The organism is Phocaeicola faecicola (assembly GCF_013618865.1).
GTDB classification, from domain to species: Bacteria; Bacteroidota; Bacteroidia; order Bacteroidales; family Bacteroidaceae; genus Phocaeicola; species Phocaeicola faecicola.
In genome coordinates this window covers 14,070-35,836 of record NZ_JABSOE010000049.1, presented here as the reverse complement: position 1 = coordinate 35,836, position 21,767 = coordinate 14,070, and the positions used below count along the sequence as shown (strand labels likewise).

The window sequence follows — 21,767 nt, the reverse complement described above, 5'->3', positions numbered from 1 at the left end:
ATCAAGGATCTATTTAGCCATGCTGAATACGACATCCTTTACAAAAATGACGGTCAGCTAGAATTGGATTTTACATCATAATGAGCCATATTGAGATGTTTTACATTTTTTAAGAGACACTAGTGACCCACTTAAAAAGTGCAAGAATGTATAAAAGTCCATGTGTCAGCTATAATAGGGGCATGAATAGGCATCCGTTCCATACCTGTCCCTATTTGAATCGGTCACCCCACAGTGACCGGACATTACTCACCCAATTCGGATTCTCATTACAGTAGGCAACGAAAATCTGTATCAAGTTCCAAAGCCCGAGAATCATTCCATTAAACCTGGCAGGAATTGTGACAACATGTCTGCTTGAAACAGCTACTATTATGGTATCATGCTGTATTGTTATGCTATATACCATGTTCTAAGTCAAAACTCTTTTTTTTTAGAATTGAAGGTTTAAGGCTCCATCCGAAAGTCAATATCACTTTCTCAAAATTCTTTTCTACAGCACCCTTTGTATAAGTTAGGATGTCTTTCTCTAGAAAATTTTTGAAATCAGATGAACTCATGTCTCTAAAAATGTTTATATATTCTTTTTTAAGAAATTCATTTATGGCATGTGCCGATATCTTTTTTTGCGTGCACTTTTCTATAACATATAAGTTGCTTGGTACCGGTACCATCGTGTCCAGCCCCATGAAGACATTACAGTCTACCATAAGAGTATAAGCGCCGCTCTCGGCAAGAGGTGCGGAAATGCAGTAATTGGCTTGCTCAAGCAGAGAATCCGCCAGTTCTTTTGTGGAAGAACTGATACTATTGGCCAATTGTTCATATCCTCTTAGATTCAGTTGGGATATGGTCTTTTCGATAGCCGGGATGAATTTCATTCCTGGACCCAGGTTCAAATCAAATCTTTTGTAATAGACAAGAAGCTCATTCCAATCTTTGTACCGTGAAGGTTTGATGATATTTACATTGTCTATACCATGTTGTTTAAGATACTCGCCGGAGGAAAATGCATCTTCTTTGAAGGTCTGTGTGTTTCCATCCGGGAAACTTAAATAGATGGTCTTATATGTGTCTCCAGTGTTGGTCCTTGCAAAAGCTTTACATTCCTCACCTTTGAGATAATATGCTGTGGTGATGTCAAAACCATTACCGCTGGCATCATTGTCATAGCAACAATTCCACTTTACCTTATCAGATGGGAATATACGGCTTATATTCTCTATTTGGGATTTGGTGACATATCCCCCCGTGCTTATGAATGCGCATGTGGTTTCTTTAGTATAATGGTTTATTTCGTAGAAACTCATTGCGTCAATAGCGGATTCAAAGAGATATATGTCTGTAACCTTGTCAAAAGGAACAAAATTGGCCATCCAACAGCTTTGTGCCTTGTCACCACCCGTGGCAAAGGCTTTATAATTGGTATTGGTCTCTGCAAAATAGTTCCTCATTTCAAAGTTAAGGATTTCCATCTGGGAGGGTTTGCGGAATGGAAAGCCGATATGATTGTTTTTTCCTACCTGGTAGATGAACAGTCTATTGGCGAAATCCTCCACAGTCTGTGGAGAGAGCTTCCTTTGGACGGTCAAATATGGATTATCCTTTTTGATAGGACGAGGATTCCAATAATTCAAATTGGATTCAATATCATTTGGATTCAGTCCCAGCAGAGGATTGTTTACCGTTTCGGTATCTTCATTGGTAATCTGTTGAGTAGGCATTGGTACACCATCAATGACGAAGAGAGGCTGGGTTCCTCCTGTGACGGAGTTGACACCTCTGATTCTGAAAGTCATTCCGCTTGACAATGAACCGTCTGTGGGGATAATCTGTACTCCGCTGATTTTGCCTTGTAGTGCTTGCAACGTCTGCGTAGAACTACTGTTTACAATATCTTTTATATTCACAGAAGCAACGGCGGTTGCAATATCACTTTTTCGCTGGCTACCATAGCCTACAACAACCACCTCATCCATCTCTGTGACTGAAGGGGCTAGAATGATATCAAATCTTCGGTTCTTTCCGATAGTGATAGTTTTGGGCTTATATCCCAGATAACTGATGACCAGTTTTTCAGAAGGAAGTACTTTTATCGTGAACTTTCCTTCTAAATCGGTGATTACTGCATTGGTGGTACCTTCGATATTTATCGTGGCACCGATAAGAGGTTCACTCTTCTCATCCAACACTTGCCCTGAAATAGTTACTTGCTGTGCTAATGCTACAGTGAAATGTAGTATTAGAAACAATGTGCTTAATAGTACTTTTCTCTTCATAGTGCAGATATTAAAGTTTATAATAAGGATTAATACAATTAGATTTAAAATGGTAGTGCAAATAAAGCGAATTATAATATCCATGTTTTGACCTATTGTACTTTTCTCTTGACCAAATTACAGACTTTTTCTTCAAAGGTAATCGCTTTCTATTAATTTCATTTATCACCGCGTAAAATTATTCGATTGGACTTTTTATAGTGAGTATTATCATGGGGAGTATTAAAAAAGATTGGATATGAAAAATAGTATGTTAAATCATTCTGTTTTCTCAAATATGCAGTGGGGTGTGAGCGCAAGGAAAAATATCTGTAGAAATTGATAATAATGTATTTTATTCAAACTTTCCATTTATCCAAACTCTATCAGTTATCTGCACTTAAATCAGGCTTTGATATTTCAAGAGTTTGGATAAATGATTAAGGATTCAGTCTGCATTAATACCGAACATAGCAGTCAGTGAACGATTGATACCTTACGTTCGCATCGTGCGAAGTCTATTCCTTTCCACACGGTTTTGCGTCCGGCTGAAGATGCACACTCGGCTTGCGCCTTGTTCCTTTGCTGTTTCTTTATACTTGAAGTTCTACAATTCGTTTCACAAAGAATTACCCTGTGGAAGTCTGCCCGCTTTCGCGTAGGGTGACGTTGAAACCTTTATCCAGGGCATTACACCATGGCATTCGCTTTCTCCACAATCCTTTACCCGCACCTCATTCGGCCGCTCTTACAATTGGCCACCCATCGGTTATTGGCTGACGGGAGAGATACGGGCTTACCAAGTTTCGCACAAATAACTGACGACCGACTTAGACTCCGCCTATCCACCAGCAGTGCGACATCCGTGTAGCACGATGTAACAGCGTACTATCCTGACTGCTTGCCTTTTGGAATGGCCCATAAATATCCGTGAGCTAATTCATAGTCACGATGGTACGGCGATTCACTTAGGTTACTCATATCAGTCAGCTTTGACATTCTTCGCCTATGATGCTTAGGTTGGAACGTCGTTGTCAAGAGGGCTTCGCACCCGACCGTTGCCAGTCACGTACGCCTCTTCAGGCTACTATTGATGGAACAATAGGTTCAGACACGATGCTGAACAATTACTTGTGTGACCTCTTGGCGCACATTACACTACTAAGGTAATGCTTTTATAGGAGAAGTCACATCTGTAAAAAACTTATTATCATGCAATTATCTTACTTTATCTTAGGCTAAAAGCCCTTATTCAAGGTGTCTGTATCCTATCATCCGCTACCGCTCGGTATCGGATTCCTCCAGACCGATGGCATGGCATATCTCCTCCACCAGTTCAGGAAGGCCGGAGTCTTTCTCCTGACGGGGATCGGGTGGAAACAGCGTGGAACGAAAGACACCCTTACAGACAGGGTCCGCCTCCTTGTTGTAGCGGAGGGTGTTCGGAATGTGTGAGGACAGCAGCCGCAGCCCCATCCTGTGGATGCCCCGGTTCCAGGCATCATACAAATTCTTCCGTCCCCTTCTATCCACCATGTTCCAGAACAGCCGGATTCCTTTCAAGTTGCAGTTCCCCTTGGCGATCAGCTCCTCTTCCAGCACCTTGGTAAACTGCAGGGAACTCTGCATGACGATGTTGTCCGCCTTGAGCGGGACAAAGATATAGTCCATCGCGGCAACGGTATGAACCACCCCCTCGCTGCGGAGCGTTCCGGGAAGGTCGAAGAGCACGATATCGAAAGTCTCCCCTTTTTCGTCCATATAACGCCGCAGGTCTTCCACCCCCTTTTCCGGGTCGCTTTTGATGACCGGATAGGCAGGCTTACGGATTCTTTCGTACTGCCGATACAGGTTCACCTTCAGGTCATCATTTTTCATGACATTCTCCATGTCCCTCTCACGCATCAGGGCGATGCTGTGCTGCGGGGAGTCACAGTCCACAACCGCCACACGCACGTCTTTGCGGTAATGCAGGACACTGGCCAGCAGTACCGTAAAGACGGATTTTCCCACGCCACCCTTCTGGCTGGCGATGGCAACCAACAACTCTTTTTCTTTTTTCATCATACTTCTTTTTCATTAAAAGTTAAACACTATTGTTTCAGAAACAAAAATAATGCTCCCATCGGGGGAGATCCCCTGTCATGGGGGACGAGCCTTTATGACCGGGCCGGGCAGGGACTCCTCCAGAATCATGTCCGTCGTTTCCCTGTATTCTTCCAGATGCCGCGAGACAAGGTGGTTGATGAACCCCTCCAGAGTGACCTTTCCGTTTCCCGAGGCTCCCGCCAGGATGGACAGTTTCCGGTGCAGGGCGGCGGGAATATGCAGCGACCGACGCTGCACGCCCGCAATGCCATGCAGGTATTCCTCCCCGTAGACGGACGGTTGCATGGGGCCATTTTTCCTTGCGGGACGTATAATGTCGTTACCGGACGTTCCACGTCTCTTCCGGGGACAGGCAGGTGCTTCCCCCATGATCTCACGGATGCGGTCCGCGTCCATCCCGCCAAGACCAATCCGCTCTTTTACGTTCTTTCCTGTCATGATATGCCTTCTTGGACAATGACAACGTTTTATCGGCGAGGTGTTCCTCCCGGCTGTCCGTCCTCATCCCAGGGACGGTAGACCTCACCGAGCAGGGAGGCGATGTCCTCCCTGTGTTCCTCCATATGGAGTTCCAACAACCGGATGATAAAACCGGAGATGCTGCCGCAGCCGGCGGCCCTGACCAGCATGGCAATCCGGCGGTGCAGTCTCCCATCAATGTAGGCGGTCTTCCACTCAGCGGCTCTGGGAGCGGGAACCAGAAACCTCCTCTTGTATTCCTCCGGACCTGTCACTTTCCCTGCCCGGACCTGACTTCCATGACTTGGTATCTCCACCACTGGTTCCAGGGATGGGGAAACGGGAGCTGACAGAAGGTTCCCCGTGAGTCCGACCCTCTCGAGAACGATATCGGAAAGCCGGTTCTTTTCCTTTTCTGAATCCATATTTTAAAATCTTAAATTATTAAATTACACAACTGGTATTGTCTCGGAATACAAAATAAAGGAAGAAGAGAACAGGATGAAACCACCTGTCACTTATAGTCATCCAAAGTCAGTTATTGTCATGATACACATGACGGGGGGGGGGGACGGAGATGCCGTTCCGTTCGGACGGTTCTTCCTATGCGGAGGCGACATCAGAGGCCCGTAGTGGTGTGGAAAAGCGAGCGGGATTCCGTTTCCTTGTCCACCGTTCCTTTTTAATCCTTATGGGCAGGCGTGAGAGCGCGCATCCGTCCGGATACGGATTCTTAAATTATCGGTCTATGGGAGTGTAAAAGTATTAATCCGTTAATGGAGAATTATGAAGGAAGACCATAAGGTGTACACGGCTACATTCTCCATTTGCAGAAGTGTAGAAGTAGTAATCCATTAATGAAGATAATGCAGAAAAACCATAAACCATATACGGCTCACTGCCGCTCTCCATTTGTAGATGTGTAGAAGTAACAATCCATTAATGGACAATAGGGCATGTAAAGGGCAGATTTCCCGTATATTCGCCTCCTTATTCCCGAATTATGGACGTAAGTCATATGATTATGGAGAGATATCCACCCTTTTATGGGGAGAGCAGCCGGCAAACACCTGATGGAAATGCCTCGTAAATCACAGGAGAATAGCCATACAATGGGCTAATACACAATAATTATTGGATAAATGTGGTCCGCTCCTGCGGACAGCAAGTTGTGTTTTCGTTTAACGAAAACAGGACGGTTTAACGGAGAATACACCGATAAACCGTTACTTATTTCAAGCTCCAGCGTCGCTTTTTACATATCTAATTATAATTCATTTGAAATCACAAAACAGATTGAACCGAATGTGGTTAGTTTGTCTGTTTATTTCATGTCCGAATCATTAGTATGCTATGTTGCAAAGTTCGTATTCATTATGAAAAAATCCGCTTACGAGAACAAGATATTCAGGTAATTTGCCATCCTTTCCCCAAAGAAGTTCGATGTTAAAAAGTTCAGAAAGCGTTTTGGCTATGTCAAATCCGAAGGCTTCGAGTGACGGACGCACTTTTTCCGGGTGTCGGCATGGTGTGCCGCAGTTACGCGTACACTCGTTATCTGAGCAGTGAAGACATTTACCTATATAGGCAAATGAACGCCCTCCATATTTCCGTTCCATATCCAATAATTCGCTCTCGATTCGTATCCGTTCCGGTAAAATGAGTTTTTGTGTATATTCAATCGGAATATCTTTGTCTTCAGGGATTATCTTCGTTGCCATAAGATGTGCATACTTGTATTGTCGGAGAAACGATTCCGTATCAAAATCAAATGGAGGACACCCCCAACTTTTACCGTAATTGGTACATTGTTTGCAAAGTTCAAGAAAATGTGGTTCGTCACGGAATTCGGCGATGTATCCTTCAACAGTGATGTCTGAAGTAAAATTTTCTACAGTGTATATACTCATTGTTTCAAAATCATTGTACCGCATAAGGAGTCGAAACGGATGTTTTCATTTTGGAAAAGTCTGTCAATGTATCCGCTTTTCTGCATTTCAGACGCGGTCAAGCAACTTAAATTCGGGGTATCTAACAATGCTATCGAATCGCACATGGACAACGCGATGTCAAGTTCATGTGTCGAGAACATGATACATTTTTTCTCGTCGTGGACAAGCCTACGAAGCAACGCCACAAGTTCGTAGCGATTAGGCATGTCAAGAAAGGAAGTCGGTTCATCAAGGAGAATGATAGGAGTATCCTGTGCCAATGCACGAGCAATCATCACACGCTGGCATTCGCCATCCGACATTTTATCCATCGTGCGGTTTGCATAAGCCTCCATTCCCACCGAAATGAGCGATTGCATGACTATCTCCTTATCTGTTTCTTGCATCCTACCTATCCAGTTGGTATAAGGAGCACGGCCTATGGCTACGACATCCTTGCACCGCAGGTTGGCGATGCGCGTACGCTCGGTCGTGACGACAGCCAGCGTTTTTGCCATATCTTCGGTTTTCATGCAGGCGATGTCGTGCCCGTCGAGAATGATTTTTCCGGAATAACACCGGTTCAGACCGGCTATGGCGCGGAGCAACGTCGATTTTCCTGTCCCGTTTCTTCCGATAAGGGCTGTCAGTTGACCTTTTTTTATCGTGGCATTTACCTCGTGGAGCAACGAGTTTTCTTTGTAACCTATGGAAAAATGCTGTAATTCTATCATGCGGTGATGGATTTGTTGCGTAAAACCACCCATACGACGATTGGGATTCCCAATAGAGCTGTAATGGCGTTGATCGGCAAGGTGAATATTTTAGAAATGATGTCGCAAAGAAGCAATATCGATGCTCCCGAAAGAATTGTTCCGGGCAGAAGGACATAATGATCGCTATTTTGGAAAAGCATTCTTGTGACATGAGGCATAGCGAGACCTATGAAACCTATCGGACCGCAAAAAGCGGTTATCGTTCCGGCGAGCAGCGTTGTCGAGAGAAACAACAGGCTGCGTGAACGCCGAATATTCAGTCCCATTGTTACGGCATATTCCTCTCCGAACAGCAGGAGGTTAAGCGGTTTGATGGTCAGTACAGCCAACAGCAGTCCGGCAAACACCGATGGAACAAGAATCAGAAGTTGTCCGGAGGTGACGTCACCCAAAGCCCCCATCGTCCAAATGACAAAGGCTTTCAGCGATTCCTCTTTGCTGAGGTACTGCAATATCTGCACGACAGCACCTACGCCCGATGAGAACATCATGCCCAGAATCAGGATTACCATGATGTCTTTTATTCGCTGTCCGACGGCAGTTATCACGAGCAACACGACAGCCGCACCCACCCACGCTGCTCCGGCAATGCCTATTGATGAACCGATCCCGGCAAGTACCACAAGTGCCACACCGAGACTTGCACCGGAACTGATGCCAAGGACATAGGGACCGGCAAGAGGATTACGGAAGAGGGTCTGCATCTGAAGACCGCTGACCGATAAGGCAGCCCCGGCCAACAGTGCCACTATAGCTTTTATGAGGCGTATGTTGAGTACGATTTTTTCCGTGGCACGGGAACAATTTCCCCCGGTCAGTGCTGCCCATACATCGCGGATCGGAATGTTGACAGCTCCCACGGCCAAGTCCAGTAAAAAAAGACCGACCGTGAGCGTAATCAATATGGAGAATAATATAGTCGAACGGGAACGCATCTATTTCAGTTGCTTGTAATACACACACTCTTCCTGCACCAGTTCAGGATGGAATATCTTCACGAGGTCGCGGAGCACGATGTCAGGATTCACGACGGCAGACTCGTAATAGTCGTTACCCCCGGCTGTGTTGGTACGGGCGTTGTTGTTATACACCTCTCCATTTTTGAAACATCGGGTATCGGTGAATTTCGGACATGATGCCTTCAAGTCGTCAAGGGAGTTCGCCATTCCCACGTTCAACCACATGTCCGCATCCGACGCGAGCAGATATGCTTCTTCTAAGTCAATGGGGATAGAAGCGTTTCCCGTGTTCTTCTGGTAGATATAGCGGCCTCCCGCATCAGTAATCAAGCGGGCTACATAACTTTGGGTTGAAGGCATGAACCACGAGTCGCCATAGGGAACATTAAGCATAACCGAAGGAGTGCCGAGGGTACTGTCGGCCACTTTCTTTTTCAAGGCGTTGTATCTGACCGGGATTGCGGCAAAGGCTTTTTCACCCTTCTCACGTTTTCCTGTGACTTCTGAAAGCACTACCATCCATTCGGCCTTGCCGAGAGGCGACTCTTCAAGATAATCGCCGACATACATGAACGGTATGTCGAGTTCTTCGAGTTTGCTTTCCATTGCGCTTGCGCCGTTCACCCCATAGAGCAGAACGAGGTCGGGATCGAGCGAGAGCAGCAACTCGTAGTTGATGTTCCCTTCATAGCCGACATCGCCAATACTGTCGCGGCGGGCTTGGATGTCTGGGTTGGAAATGTAGTCGATTCCCGAAACGCCGGTTATACACCGGACTTCACCGATTGCGTCAAGCATGGCGATATGAGTGGAAGACATCGCCACGATACGTTTGGCGTCTCCTTTGAGTACCTGTCCTGCAAACCCTTCGGGAACCTCTTCACCGTTGCGGACGATAAACAGCCATGTGGTTACACTGTCCGCTCCCTGCCAGGGATTCCTGACGGTTATCAGTACGCTTTCCTTCCCGCCCGCCCCTTTGATGTCGAAGCCGGAGGCATATTCGGGAGCATAAAGCAGCAGGTTGAAATCATTGATTTTTGAGCTTTTGTTGTGGCAGCCTGTAAATGCCAGAGAAAGCAACAAAATCAGGCTTAAATTCTTTAATGCGTTCATATTGATGCAGATTATCGTTTACTATTTTTGTTTTTTCCGAACTTGGGTGTTATGCCGATGAATATCTCGAAATTGATGCCCGGCATGGGACGGGACAATACGGAAAGGTATTCTTCATCGAACAGGTTGTTGATGCTGCCCTTTAGCGACAGATCGGCCCATCGGAAAGAGAGCTGTTTTTCCAGTGTCACGTTATTCATGAAGTAAGGGGGCAGATAGCCCGTCAGGGTATAGTCATTACTCGACATGGTATAACGCTGGCTGTAATAACACCATTTGTAAAGCAGGCTCCATGTCCGCCATGACAGACGTCCGGTCACCGTTGCGGAAAACTCCGGCACGTATGGCAACTGTTTGCCGACGGATTGGTCTGCCGGACTCATCGGTTCGCTCTCGTTGATCGAGGGAGTCCACGAGAAAGTTCCGTTCATATCCAGTTTCCAGTCCTTTCCGAGCATTATATCAAGGTGGGCGTTGGTCTCTGCCCCGTAAGCATGTACCTTTTTGAGGTTTCTGGGGGAGAAGAATCCCTTGGTTGTGGGTAGCCAGATGATCCAGTCGTCGATGTGCGAATCGAACCAGTTGATACCACCGCTCAAAGCATATACATTTTCTTTCCCCACCGAGAACGACAACCCCACGTCGTATGTGAAGCCGTGCTCGCTTTTCAGGTCGGGATTACCGCCCGGCAGAAAATAGAGGTCGTTCAGCGTGGGAAAACGGTAGTTCCGGGAGATGGATGCTTTCGCCACGATATTGCCTTTTTTCGACAGTACCCCGTCGATGAAGAAAGCCGGGATAACCGGGGCCCATTCCGTACCGAACATATCCTCGCGAAGGACAAGCGAGGCGGCAAAACGATCGACAGGCCGCCATTTCGCAGAAACGGAACCGGAAAACTCGACACGTCCCTTGTCATACCCGACAACAGCCTTGTTACCTTCCTGCGAGATGATATTTTTGTCCGCGCTTTCCACCAAATGCTGGTGTACGGAAACACCGGCCGTGAACAGCCATTTCTCTGAAGGAGCATAATCCCCGTCCGCACTTCCGTAGAACGTGTTAATCTTACTGCGTGAGCGGGTCATCGAAGCCATTTCGCCGTTTCCCTTGTCCCGCTTGTAATCATAGGCCATCCATGTGTGTATATAGCCGCCTTTTACACCGACCTTCCATTTCTCCCGCACGCGATCCCACGAGAGGACGCCGCGAAACGTCTGCTCCCTTTGGCGGTTCTCGAAGTCCATGTCGTTCCCGTAATCCGTGCTGAGCATCGCCAGTTCCCGGTTGGAATTGATATACCAGGCGTTTAGCCCGAACTTGTCGCCTTCGCCCGTGTTATAATAAATTTCCTGCAAGACGTGCAGATCCTTATAAGCCCCGCTGCGGTTGCGTTCCGTCGGGTAATAGGAACCGATGATGTTCTTGTCCTCGTCATAGATGTTTTCCTTCTTGTCCCGGTTTCGGTATTTGTAGTCGTTGGGGGAAGAGGAATACACCACACGGGTGGAGGACTGCCAGTGTTTGTCACCGTAGGTCAGGCGGAGAAACTCGTCGAACGTGCTGAACGACCCCACTCCCTGCACGTACTGCAACCCGAACCCTTCATGGTTGGCCGGAGAAGTGGAGAGCCTGACCAGACCACCCAAGCCGCCGCCCGTTTCGTTTACCGATGACGTTCCGTGCAGCAGCGAGGCATCATCGATAAAGTAAGAAGGGATGGTGGAAAAATCCGTCATGCCCAGCATCGGGTTGTTAATGCGCATACCATTCCACGTCACTTGGGTATGCGAGGGAGAGGTACCCCGGAAAGCCACGGTGGATAACGTGGCGCGTCCGTAGTTCTTGACAAAAACGGATGAGTTGAATGTCAGCACATCGGCCATAGACAAGGCGATGTTCTCTTTCATGGCGATGGAATCGAAACGGGTTCGTTGCACGCCTATATCCTTCATAGGTCGTTTGCCCACCACCGTAACCTCCGGAATACGTAGTACCCTTTTGGTAATGCTGACGGAATTTTTCTGCTGGGCGGCAAGCAGAAAGGGCAGGCTTACCCCCACGAACAATAGAATAAGATGTCTTTTCATTTTTGTCCTCCTTCCTCGTTATTTCCAGCAGAAAGCTCCCGGAATGATTCCCACGTAAAATTCATCGATCAGCTTGCCTTGCGGCGAATAGCGATACACGATACCTTGTTGCTGGTAATCAATAGCGTCGGCCACATATACCTCCCCGTTGTTGGGATTGACCGTAAGGCCGTAGTATTTGGTGTCCCGAAACTCCAGAAAAGGCCGGACGGGAACACGGTCGGCTTCCACCGGCATTCGCCAAATATCGTTGTTGATCCAGTAAAGTGTATCCCGTGTACCGTTGAGCTGGACTTCCGAAGGCCAGTCGCCCAGCTTAAACTTGAACTGTTTCTCTACGGTGAAAGTCTCGGCGTCTATACGATAGAGAGACGGTGCCTCGTAACCGTATGGGCTACCCTCGTAACCGCCATCCGTGATGGTCCACATCTTGTTGTATTTGTCCATGACCAGCGAAGTAGGTTGTATGCCGATGGTCAGTTCGTCCACGACCTTGTCCGTCTCCGTGTCGATTTTCAGGATGCGGTTCTGGTACGACCAGCAGTTCACATAGACGTACTTGCCGTATTGTACCATTTGTTCGGTGGAACCCGATTCCATGTCCATGTCTGGACATTCGATATAGCCGGTAATCTCGTATGTCTTGGGGTTGATGATGAAGATACGGTAGTCCCATATCTGCGTCACATAGGCTTTCTCATCCGACAGAAAATGGATATACCGGGGTGAGGTGAAACCTGTGATACGGCCCACTTCCTTGAAAGTATTGATGTCGATGGCGAAAATCACATGCGAGTTGTTCACCACGATCCAGCCTATACCGTCCCGGATAACCATAGACTGGGCCACATCGCCCAACTTGAACCCGTTGGCACGGTAAAACACTTCATTCTCCACTTCGCACGTGGCGGGATCGTAGTAGGAAAGCGTGGCATTGCTGTACTGGAAATTCCCCTCGTTGGTAATGAAAAGACCAGAGGCCGATACAGAGAAATCTTCCATCTCTCCGTAATCCCATTTCATGCAACTGCCGAAAACTGGCAGGCAGAAAAGAAAAAGGCAAATCCGTTGTATTGTTCTGCTCATTGTCATTCGGATAAAAAAGAGTACCCGAATCATTACGGGTACTCTGGTTAAGGTATAAGGTTTAATCCTGCTGCGTATATTGTTTGTCCTTCATATTTTGGAAGGTTGGGTTATACCCACATTTCGTCACGCTCCAACTTTCCCCCGTAATCATTCCGTTTTCTATAAACTTGCCGAAGAAAGTGTAGTCGGTAAATTTCGTCAAACCGTCAAAAACAACCCCATGCAAGGTCTCCAACTTCTCCATGGAAAGTGTTTCCTGAGAAAGAGAAGTCGCACTTTTTATCTGTAGTGTACCATCTATAGTCTGTAATTTATCACAAGTAATGCCTGTTGCTTTATTAACGAACAACCCTTCACCTCCTACGTGAAGCAATTCCGGAATATCCAGCGATTTACTTTGTAAAGATATTGCTAACGAACCCTCTCCCTCTTTATAATATACAGGAGAAGCTGAACAACAAACTTTGGATAGTAAGGGCAAGTTACAACTGGTAAAATTTCCAGATAAATAGAACTGTCCTCCCACTTCTTTCAAGACTGGCATTGTGATTGAAGCAAACATGGGTATTTGGATATATCCATATCCATCTATGATTTCCAAGTCGGGAAATTTGGCATTGCTTCGCATTTGGCCTGTCACATTTAGATTTCCATATACATGTTGAATTGTCGATATGGTATAATCGGTATTGTTGGTGGTTGGCTTACAAGTGAAGTCTTTGATATTCTTGAACGTGATTTCAGGGAACTTATTATTCGTGAGACTGGTGATGACAAAATTTACATTTGACAAATCTTCGGCTGTTTCAATTTTGGAGAGCTGCACCTTGTTTATAATTTCAATCTGGGGCGCTGTTTCTCCGAAGGTTTCAAATCGGGCGTTCGGCAACAGCAGTGTTCCGCTCACATCTTCAAGATAATCCAGCGTGATGCTTCCAAGTGTGGTGATCTTGCTCCAGTCGGGAAGTTGTTTGAGTGCCGTGAAATTCTTTATCTTTATCTGTCCCTTTATCGTTGTCAGTTTGTCCATTCCACCGAAAGCCTGAAGCACGTCATTTCGTTGGGGAACAAAACTACCGGTAGGAGGAGCTTCCATATTGGCTTCCATAATAATACTTCCGTTTACTGTTTCGATTTCCGGAAGGTTGATGGTTTCCAACATCACGGGGACGGTATGGAAATCAAGGCCACCGGTCTCTTTCAGCTTAAGGAAGCTCATGGAAGTCAGCTTGGCAAGATTGTTTACGGACAAGACCCCTCCGACACTTGTCAGTTCCGGTATTTCCAAAGACGCAATCGAACCGGCTGCTGTGTTCTCTTCATTGAGTCCTTGAAGATTCAGATCCTGACCTACAGTAGTCAGAACCGGAAACTCAAAACTCTGTAACGACGACGCATTGAACATCACGCTTCCTTCAATAGTTGCCAGTTTCTCGAATAGGACATACGTCACTTGGTCGTTATATACCGATATGTCTCCGGAGAGCGTTTCCAATGCTTTCATGGAAATCATGTGAAGTTCCGTAGCTTTCGAGGCGACATCGGTCGAACCTACCTGTAAACCTCCGGCAGAAACGATATTATCCAACCCTGTCAAGTCTGCACCGTTGTAACTGTTACGAATGACAATGTTGCCAGTAACCTCTTTCAAAGATGCCAATGCAGATATGTCAGTGATTTTTTCTGCCTCTTCCGCATCAGAGCCGATAATCAGGTTCCCTTTGACAACGGTTGTTTTGGTTGCGGCAAAAGAAGCTACCTCCTCGGTGGTCTTCAACTCCACATCTCCGTCAGATTCTATCTCGCTTTTCACGACCTTATAGGTATATTCGCGGGCATCTCCGTTATAGGATGTCACCCGGAAGGTTCGTTCGTTATCCCAGTCCGTTACCGTTTCAGGATCAGGTATGATTGTTGCAGAAGTTGTGTACTTGAATTCCACTTCGGCGTTGTTCAGCGATACCGTATAGGGAACGGTTATTGTTACTGTATTGTCCGTAATGTCGGCCGTGTACGATTTCCCGTCCACGGTCATCACGACCGATGTGATGAAATTTTCATCTGCATCTTCAGGTATAATTTCATCGTTTTTGTCACACGCTCCCAAAAAGAACAAGGATAGGAGCATGGGAAGAAAATAAATTTTCATACTTGTAATTTTTATTATTTGGTTAGATCCTCAAAAGAAAATACCTCCGTAGAAACTTCGCCCAGCCAGCCGCTTTTGGCCAGAACACCGCATTGTATTTTGATAAAGTCAATATATTGCAGATTGGCTTCCGTTCCATCGGCATGGATGGCATTGGAAATTTTGAAACCGTTCCTTTGTCCGCTTCCATCCACCGTACTGCCGCCTTCTATCTGGTCGTTTCCGAAATTATCCACGTACCCCCAGTCATAACTCTGATTATCCCAATAACCGGTTTGAGAATCTTGGGTGTTGCGGGCGGCCAGACAAGTGCCTGTCAGGGTATAACTGTTTTCCGAAATCCAAGCCGGATAATAATAGTCTTGTGTATGATAAGCGGACAGATAGTCTACCCAGCCGTTTCTACCGTCGGAACTGATCCATTGGACATCCATTTTTTTGCCTTCCGGACGGTAATAGGTCACTTCAAAATTCTGTATTGTTTCTTCCTTGCCTGCTTCAGATCCTTTCAGTTCGTACCACTCGTCATCCGGCAATCCGTTTCCGTTTATATCTTGCATGACCCATACGATACCCGGTTCGGAACTGCCGTCAAAGGCGTTCCCCTGAACACAGAAATCATATTGGTTACCCGAATTGGGAATACTGTGGTCGAAGCCGACGATGATATAACCCCCGAAAGAACCTAAAGAGACGTGCAGTTTGTCTTTCAAACGCTGTGTTGCCCATGCGACAGCCGCTTCAGGGGATGTTTCGTTGCCGGTCATACCGCCTATCGTGCTCGTCTCGTTGATAAATTGGCCGGGAGCTGGGGTATATTCATAGACTTTATTCCAGAGCTTGGAACTTCCCGAAGCCCGGAAGCCGTCTTGTTCCTTTTTGTCCACACAAACGACTTTTACGGTGGCAGTGACAGCCGTTTTCCCTTTGTCGATATTCCTGCTTATTTTTTCCGTCGGTGTGTCTTCCGACACAGTACAGGAGACGGTGTATTCTCCGGGTGCGGACGGCGTGAACTTGAACATGCGTTCCACTTCTCCTTCCATGACCTGACCGTCCACACTCCACTCAAAACGGGGATTGTCGAAATACTCCAACAACGGACGCAGGAAAACAGGACGGTCGGCAAAAGTGTACCTGTCCGTGGATGTTTGCAGGTAAGACGGGGTCGGGAATTTGACAACGTAGGGCATCGTTTCCACGACCTCTACGCTTACGTCTTTCGTTGTTGTCCCATCTATATTGGAAGCGTTGATTGTCACCGTATAAACACCGAGTTCTTTTTCATTGAAAGTATAAGTATTCTCGGTGGAAACGATTTTTCCTTCCCGTACCCATTCGATTTTGAACCCTTCGACATCCGAATGCTGAATATCGGGAGTAAATGTGTAATCGGTATTCCGGACGACTTTTAGCCCCTGCGAAGGTAGTGCCAGTGAGATGACCGGAGGGGTGAGTTCTTTCACTTCTACTTTCAGTTCCTCTTCGGCATAGCCTTCCGCATTGTCTACTCTTAGTTTGACATAAAAATCCCCGCATTCATTCCATGTACGTTGAAGAGACGGACCCGAAGAAACCAGCGTACCGTCTATCGTCCAAGCAAAAAGAGCATCTTCAACATTCTGGTATGTCGGGGCGATAGTCAATTCGTGATCGACCTTGACCGTGTAAATACCGGTCTCGCTGTCAAGTTCTATTATAGGTTGTCCTCCTACTTCTTCGGTAATGACTTCATCCTTGTTGCAGGAGGTGAACAGCATACAGGCAGAAATAATAAAATAGTGAAAACGATGCATGATGTGTGGATTTTAGAAAAATAACAGGGATACCCCCGACAGAAGGGATATCCTTGTATTCTTTTTATTGTATGGTGATATCATCAATACAGATATAAGCCGGAGTATTCAAACCGTATGCTCCCGAATCCGAACCCTCGAAGTTGAATTTCACACTTTGCACCCCTTCGGCATTGATTTCCCAATAATCCCATGTCGTGATAGGATCAACCTGTTGTTGGCCGTTACGATAATCGGCTAAAAGACGTTTGTAAGTGCGGATCAGACCGCCATTCGCATCATAACATTCCAGATTCACTTGGAAATACCCTTTCATCTCTTTCAGAGGAGTCGCTACCCCCGTAGAACCGAACTGATTACCATAAGTAATGACACCATAAGTGTATGAGGTGTTGCAGATCCACAGGCCGACCAATTTCCGGGGAACATTGAAATAAAATTCTGGTTTAGCCATCCATGCCTGATTGTAAGCATCCACATATCCGTAAACGACACCGAAATTGGAACCGCTGTGCCCGGCTTCCTTATTCTGTCCTTCCGCTTCCACCGCAGTGTTATAGACAGAACATTGGTTTAGATAAGAATACCACCAGTCTCCGGTATTTCCCGACTGATTGGAGCGGATGTTCCAGTTGGAAAGTGCGATGCCGCCGCTGGAATACTCTGTGCTTCCACCTACAGTATTAAACATTGAAAGGAAGAGATATTCTTCCGGAGTATTGTCGTAAATGGTGGTTACTTGAGGATACCCTTGGTACGAATAAAGATTTTCTCCGGCCGAGGTAGGTCCTGCTAACATGCCGGGATCGAAATCATCGAAAGTGATAGTTAAAGTACCGTCCGAATTTGTCACAGCACGGGTTTGCGAAGTTCCGGAATCAACCGGGTCCATCAAAAAGTCATCGTCCGAGCTACAGCCAGAGAACAAGGCGGTTGCGGTAAATAGACAGGCACCTGCCAGAAAGCGTAATTTTCTTTTCATAGGTCACTAAACATATTATTAACAAACACAAAAAATTCCCGTTCGTGCGGACTTACACGAACGGGAATATGTCTGTCTTCAAATATTGAATGGCCGATGAGCTATTCCTTATTTGATTACGACCCGTATATCCCGCAGGTGTAAATCTCATTCCGGTCATGGCAGGTCTTCTGACTCGTCCCGGTCATCGTGCCTTCCCGGTATTACACCAGTGGCAAAAGTTCGATGTCCGTTTTTGTGGACTCACAGCAGCGGGTACTGTCCCGGATTTTCACCGGGTTCCCTTTTCATTCGGAAGGCGTAAACCTCCCGAAACCATTTCCCGACTGCAAAATTATCTATATTACATATCAATTCCAAATAATTCATAATATTTATAATAAAACACACAAAGCATGACAACCGTACTGTTTTAATTAGAGCATTCAAGTTTACGACAAACGAAGACGGTAATTATCATACACAATATCCATAAACCAACAAAACAGCTTGCCATTTTCCATAACAATGCGTTCTGGAATAGATAACTGTTAGCTGCAATTATGCAAGCAAAAAAAGCAGACAGAATAATGACTATTAATATCATGCACCAGAAATTAATCCTATAAATTTATGGAAAACAAGTAAGGGAATGGAAGTTCCGTTGCCGCATGGATGCAGGTGAAGGACCTTCTCTTTTAACGTTGGATACGCCAATGCACGCCAACGGAAGACTCTGATATTATCTGTTTGGAAAGGATATAGGATGTGCGTTACTTTGTCGCATATTCAGAATCTTAAAAAGAATTTTAGTATGGAACTGACAATTATTGAAACAAGCGCGTATTAGGAGTTGAGAAAGCTGGTCAGCACGCTGGTCGTACAGATGGGCGACTTCCAGAAAAAGATTGCCCCGCCTGCGCCGGACAAGTGAATGGATGCGCAGGACGTATGTGATGGACTTATGCCCAAACACTTTCTGAAGAGTTTCCAGCAGCATCCCCTTGAGTATGGCCAGAACGGCAAATGCGTGGCGTCCGATGTGCGGGGTGACCTCGCCCCGGAGTTGCATTTCCTGCCTATGATTCCAAGACTGAGCCGCATGGCATTGTATTCACCTACCGGAAAGACACATTCGGGGAGTCTTTCTTTTCATCCGTACCCCTATATTTTTCAATCAGTTCAATAGCAATGGGCAATAATTTTACGACATACGCCACTCCCGTTTTTATACGGTTGCCCATCAGCCATGTACCGCCGTCGGAGTCGGTATGGATATTATCGTATGTTATGGCTTTCAAGTCCACATAGGAAAGACCGGTGAAGCACATGAACAGGAACATGTCGCGCATGGCACGCTGGCGTTTGTATCTCGGTTCTATATGGATTATCCTTTGCAGTTCCTCTTCGGAAAGGAAAGAACGCCTCTTGTATTCGGGCATACACTCGAATGATGCGAACGGATGAACCCGTATCCAGCCTTTTTCCTGCGCGATATACATCAGCCACTTCAAGGTATTGACACGCCCGAAGACAGTGGAGTTTGCCAAAGCGCATGTACCGAGCATCCAGTTGTAGTAATCCTCGATGAATGATTTCTCAAGTTCTTCGATGACAATATCCTCTGCATTCTTCTTGCTTTTCATGAAAAGCAGGAGACTCTTGTAATCGGCAACCAGACCGCAGTAGGTGCTTTCGGCTTTCTCTATGCCGATTTTCTTTTTATACGGTTCCAGCTGTTCCCTGAAAAGGTTCATAAGGGTGTGGCATTCCTCTGAGAAGCCGACATAGCGGTTATAGACTTTCTTGGCTGTAACAAAACTGTCGTGGTCGCAGATGTACTGGTAGTGCCTGGTGATTTGCGCCTTGATATTGTCAAGCTCCTGATTGAGTGTACGGGCCTCCTCGGACTTGCCTTTGGCCCGGTTGGTTTTGACGTCCCACAAAGCGAGGGACACTTCTTTCTTACAACTGAAACCGGCTTGGGTTCCATTGATGGTGATACGGCCCATAATCGGTGTCTTTCCGTTTTTTACAGACTGTTTATTCTCAAAACACTTAGCTATACATGGTCTGCGATAAGCTAAGAGAGATTCCCCTTACACAAAAGCATGGCATCTCCTTGTCGTATCTCGCCTTTATACTTTTATGTATAGTAGTCTACCGGATCGAATGAACAAGACCTATCCCATACATAAACCAATTTAGACTGCTATGTTATTTTTGAGGAAGAAGATGGAATGAGACCAGATACCCTCTTTAAGGCTGACTGTAAGTCGATTAAATGTAGAAAAAGATTGCTTTTGTCACAAGTAAAGTGTATATTTGCATTGAAAGAATCGTTCTTTGACAGAGGCAAAAGAAAACAGAATATTGTAATTCGCTCGTTTCTAAATCGTTACCTGATATTAATTAAACAGAAATAACTGTTTAATTTTCAATTAGATAGAGATTGTATGATGTTTCGCAAGATGGAATGTGAGGTTCTTTTTAATCCCGCACACATCGGCAATCTCTTTCAGGTAGGCATTCAGCTTTTGGTTGCTGATTATAGGTAATATCTTTCCGTCCGGCAGCTTGCCTTTGTATTTCTTCAATATCATTTTGGGAATATCCAACAGGGGAACATTCACGTCCGTGTTGGTCTTTTGCCGCTTCGTCATTATCCACAGATTACCGTCAAATGACTTTCGGATATTCTCTTGCCGCAGGTTGGCGACATCACTGTAAGCCAGACCGCAGAAACAGGAAAAGATGAACAAGTCCCTGACGTGTTCCAAACGCTCGGAAGCCATTTTCTTTTTGAGGATGATTTTTATCTCGTCTTCCGTCAAATAGCCCCTGTCTACTTTTTCCAGCCGGATTTTATAGCTGGCGAACGGGTCTTTGTCCAGTATGCCATTGTTTCGGGCTATGATGATGATGCGCTTGAAAAACTGCATGAACTTGGCGGTGGTGTTGTAACCGCACTTGCAGGCTGTACGCAAATATAACTCGAAATCGGTAATGAACATCGGGGTTATTTCCCGGATGGAAATATCAGAAAGGTTATATTTACTCTGTATAAACTCCGCAAGGTGACGGCGTGTAACCTCATACTTGCGGTAGGTCGCTATCGTCTTGGATATGCCAACAAGCTGTTTCACGTCCTCATTGTGCTTTTGGAACAAGGTAAGGATGGTTTCGTGGTTCTCGCTGTGTCCCAAAAACTCGTTTTTAACTTTCTCGGCAGTAACGTAATTATCACGCCGCTGCATTTCGTGGTAGATGGTGTTCAGCGATGCGTTTATATCGCTTAACATACGGTTGATACGTCCGGCTTCCGCTGTGCGTCCGATAGCCTTGCCAGCCTTACCGTCCCACATTTCAGGCAACACGTCCAATTTAGTATTAAAACGGCTTGCCACACCGTCCACTGTGATACGGGCGAAAAGGGGGTACGCACCGCCCGCTTTCTGCTTGTCTTTCTTTGCGTAAAAGCAAATGTTGAATGTCGATTTCATATACTCACTTTTTAGTTACAAAAATACTGTAAATACTTAAAAATGAGTTTTATGCAGGCTCGCCAAACACCGACAGAAGTTCGCCAATTTCCGACTATCTGTACCCCCTTTTTGATTTTGTTTGTCCGGGGTACGAGTTAGGTTAGAAACCTTGTCTTTTAGGGGCGAAAAAATGTACTTTAAGGCAGACACAAGGGGATAAAAAAAGTCCCACAAATCATTGAATTTGTGGGACTTGTCTGTTCGTTGTCCGGTTTTGTCCGTAACGTTCAGCGGAGAGACAGGGTTTTGAACCTACAAATCTAACCGCTTATATTTCAGCTACTTTGCTTTCAAAATTTCAAATAGGTAACGAAACAGTAACGATTTTTAAATGTTGGGCTTGTCCAACTTTGACCGCTGTTTGTCTGCCTAACTTTCGGGTTCAAAGATACGGCTTTCTTTTGAAACTCGCAAATATCTGATAATAAATATTTTTGGGTTAGTGCAAGGTGCAAGCTATATATATAAATATATACTTGCACCTTGCACTAAAAAAAAGCACTGGGGTACAAATGCTTAAAACAAAATC

16 protein-coding genes, 1 pseudogene and 1 riboswitch are annotated in these 21,767 nt (G+C 45.9%); of the genes and pseudogenes, 1 reads left to right on the top strand and 16 read right to left on the bottom strand.

What is annotated here, in order from left to right; translation table 11 throughout:
* Positions 1–398 precede the first annotated feature (398 nt).
* On the bottom strand, positions 399–2,279 hold the full coding sequence (locus H3001_RS13325) for a carboxypeptidase-like regulatory domain-containing protein (protein ID WP_181215192.1): 1,881 nt from the start codon (positions 2,277–2,279) through the stop codon (positions 399–401).
* A 987-nt stretch (positions 2,280–3,266) separates the two neighbouring features.
* Here H3001_RS13325 and H3001_RS13320 point away from each other — a divergent pair.
* A complete protein-coding gene (locus H3001_RS13320; protein ID WP_153862836.1) occupies positions 3,267–3,428 on the top strand; it encodes a hypothetical protein in 162 nt (53 codons plus the stop codon).
* Between the two features lie 108 nt (positions 3,429–3,536).
* Here H3001_RS13320 and H3001_RS13315 read toward each other — a convergent pair whose 3' ends face one another.
* The 15 genes and pseudogenes from H3001_RS13315 to H3001_RS13250 all read right to left on the bottom strand — a co-directional run.
* Entirely contained in the window at positions 3,537–4,325 is a 789-nt protein-coding gene (locus H3001_RS13315) for a ParA family protein (RefSeq protein ID WP_181215191.1), read from the bottom strand.
* A gap of 75 nt (positions 4,326–4,400) precedes the next feature.
* The gene (locus H3001_RS13310; RefSeq protein WP_181215190.1) at positions 4,401–4,805 is read right to left on the bottom strand and encodes a DUF3408 domain-containing protein; all 405 of its coding nucleotides are present in this window, start codon (positions 4,803–4,805) and stop codon (positions 4,401–4,403) included.
* A 29-nt stretch (positions 4,806–4,834) separates the two neighbouring features.
* Positions 4,835–5,251 carry a DUF3408 domain-containing protein gene (locus tag H3001_RS13305; RefSeq protein WP_004327094.1) on the bottom strand — a complete coding sequence of 139 codons (417 nt, stop codon included), beginning with the start codon at positions 5,249–5,251 and terminating at the stop codon, positions 4,835–4,837.
* Positions 5,252–6,169: 918 nt separating this feature from the next.
* Positions 6,170–6,736 carry a DUF2284 domain-containing protein gene (locus H3001_RS13300; RefSeq protein ID WP_004289236.1) on the bottom strand — a complete coding sequence of 189 codons (567 nt, stop codon included), beginning with the start codon at positions 6,734–6,736 and terminating at the stop codon, positions 6,170–6,172.
* Positions 6,733–7,491, bottom strand: a complete 759-nt coding sequence (locus H3001_RS13295) for an ABC transporter ATP-binding protein (RefSeq protein ID WP_004289235.1) — start codon at positions 7,489–7,491, stop codon at positions 6,733–6,735. The genes H3001_RS13300 and H3001_RS13295 overlap by 4 nt, the downstream gene beginning before the upstream one ends.
* Complete coding sequence (locus H3001_RS13290) at positions 7,488–8,468, bottom strand: FecCD family ABC transporter permease (RefSeq protein WP_181215189.1); 981 nt, start codon at positions 8,466–8,468, stop codon at positions 7,488–7,490. The genes H3001_RS13295 and H3001_RS13290 overlap by 4 nt, the downstream gene beginning before the upstream one ends.
* Complete coding sequence (locus H3001_RS13285) at positions 8,469–9,608, bottom strand: ABC transporter substrate-binding protein (RefSeq protein WP_004289233.1); 1,140 nt, start codon at positions 9,606–9,608, stop codon at positions 8,469–8,471.
* A gap of 11 nt (positions 9,609–9,619) precedes the next feature.
* Positions 9,620–11,698 carry a TonB-dependent receptor plug domain-containing protein gene (locus tag H3001_RS13280; protein ID WP_004311295.1) on the bottom strand — a complete coding sequence of 693 codons (2,079 nt, stop codon included), beginning with the start codon at positions 11,696–11,698 and terminating at the stop codon, positions 9,620–9,622.
* Between the two features lie 18 nt (positions 11,699–11,716).
* Complete coding sequence (locus H3001_RS13275; RefSeq protein ID WP_004293828.1) at positions 11,717–12,817, bottom strand: YncE family protein; 1,101 nt, start codon at positions 12,815–12,817, stop codon at positions 11,717–11,719.
* Positions 12,818–12,845: 28 nt separating this feature from the next.
* Positions 12,846–14,936 carry a receptor L domain-containing protein gene (locus H3001_RS13270; protein ID WP_004311297.1) on the bottom strand — a complete coding sequence of 697 codons (2,091 nt, stop codon included), beginning with the start codon at positions 14,934–14,936 and terminating at the stop codon, positions 12,846–12,848.
* Between the two features lie 14 nt (positions 14,937–14,950).
* Entirely contained in the window at positions 14,951–16,732 is a 1,782-nt protein-coding gene (locus tag H3001_RS13265; RefSeq protein WP_004293827.1) for a PKD-like domain-containing protein, read from the bottom strand.
* A gap of 64 nt (positions 16,733–16,796) precedes the next feature.
* Positions 16,797–17,714, bottom strand: a complete 918-nt coding sequence (locus H3001_RS13260; RefSeq protein ID WP_004289228.1) for a DUF4465 domain-containing protein — start codon at positions 17,712–17,714, stop codon at positions 16,797–16,799.
* Positions 17,715–17,857: 143 nt separating this feature from the next.
* Positions 17,858–18,049, bottom strand: a riboswitch (cobalamin riboswitch).
* Between the two features lie 386 nt (positions 18,050–18,435).
* Positions 18,436–18,765 (bottom strand): site-specific integrase, encoded by a 330-nt coding sequence (locus H3001_RS19705; RefSeq protein ID WP_004289226.1) that lies wholly within the window; start codon positions 18,763–18,765, stop codon positions 18,436–18,438.
* 46 nt (positions 18,766–18,811) lie between these two features.
* A complete protein-coding gene (locus H3001_RS13255) occupies positions 18,812–19,705 on the bottom strand; it encodes a phage integrase SAM-like domain-containing protein (RefSeq protein ID WP_004289225.1) in 894 nt (297 codons plus the stop codon).
* A 447-nt stretch (positions 19,706–20,152) separates the two neighbouring features.
* Positions 20,153–21,196 (bottom strand): annotated as a pseudogene (locus H3001_RS13250) (site-specific integrase); the annotation flags it as partial.
* Positions 21,197–21,767: the final 571 nt, after the last annotated feature.

Bases quoted from the DNA above. Each gene is read 5' to 3' on its own strand.
- H3001_RS13325 (WP_181215192.1), bottom strand. From the start codon at position 2,279: ATGAAGAGAAAAGTACTATTAAGCACATTGTTTCTAATACTACATTTC.
- H3001_RS13320 (WP_153862836.1), top strand. From the start codon at position 3,267: ATGATGCTTAGGTTGGAACGTCGTTGTCAAGAGGGCTTCGCACCCGAC.
- H3001_RS13315 (WP_181215191.1), bottom strand. From the start codon at position 4,325: ATGATGAAAAAAGAAAAAGAGTTGTTGGTTGCCATCGCCAGCCAGAAG.
- H3001_RS13310 (WP_181215190.1), bottom strand. From the start codon at position 4,805: ATGACAGGAAAGAACGTAAAAGAGCGGATTGGTCTTGGCGGGATGGAC.
- H3001_RS13305 (WP_004327094.1), bottom strand. From the start codon at position 5,251: ATGGATTCAGAAAAGGAAAAGAACCGGCTTTCCGATATCGTTCTCGAG.
- H3001_RS13300 (WP_004289236.1), bottom strand. From the start codon at position 6,736: ATGAGTATATACACTGTAGAAAATTTTACTTCAGACATCACTGTTGAA.
- H3001_RS13295 (WP_004289235.1), bottom strand. From the start codon at position 7,491: ATGATAGAATTACAGCATTTTTCCATAGGTTACAAAGAAAACTCGTTG.
- H3001_RS13290 (WP_181215189.1), bottom strand. From the start codon at position 8,468: ATGCGTTCCCGTTCGACTATATTATTCTCCATATTGATTACGCTCACG.
- H3001_RS13285 (WP_004289233.1), bottom strand. From the start codon at position 9,608: ATGAACGCATTAAAGAATTTAAGCCTGATTTTGTTGCTTTCTCTGGCA.
- H3001_RS13280 (WP_004311295.1), bottom strand. From the start codon at position 11,698: ATGAAAAGACATCTTATTCTATTGTTCGTGGGGGTAAGCCTGCCCTTT.
- H3001_RS13275 (WP_004293828.1), bottom strand. From the start codon at position 12,817: ATGATTCGGGTACTCTTTTTTATCCGAATGACAATGAGCAGAACAATA.
- H3001_RS13270 (WP_004311297.1), bottom strand. From the start codon at position 14,936: ATGAAAATTTATTTTCTTCCCATGCTCCTATCCTTGTTCTTTTTGGGA.
- H3001_RS13265 (WP_004293827.1), bottom strand. From the start codon at position 16,732: ATGCATCGTTTTCACTATTTTATTATTTCTGCCTGTATGCTGTTCACC.
- H3001_RS13260 (WP_004289228.1), bottom strand. From the start codon at position 17,714: ATGAAAAGAAAATTACGCTTTCTGGCAGGTGCCTGTCTATTTACCGCA.
- H3001_RS19705 (WP_004289226.1), bottom strand. From the start codon at position 18,765: ATGCAACTCCGGGGCGAGGTCACCCCGCACATCGGACGCCACGCATTT.
- H3001_RS13255 (WP_004289225.1), bottom strand. From the start codon at position 19,705: ATGGGCCGTATCACCATCAATGGAACCCAAGCCGGTTTCAGTTGTAAG.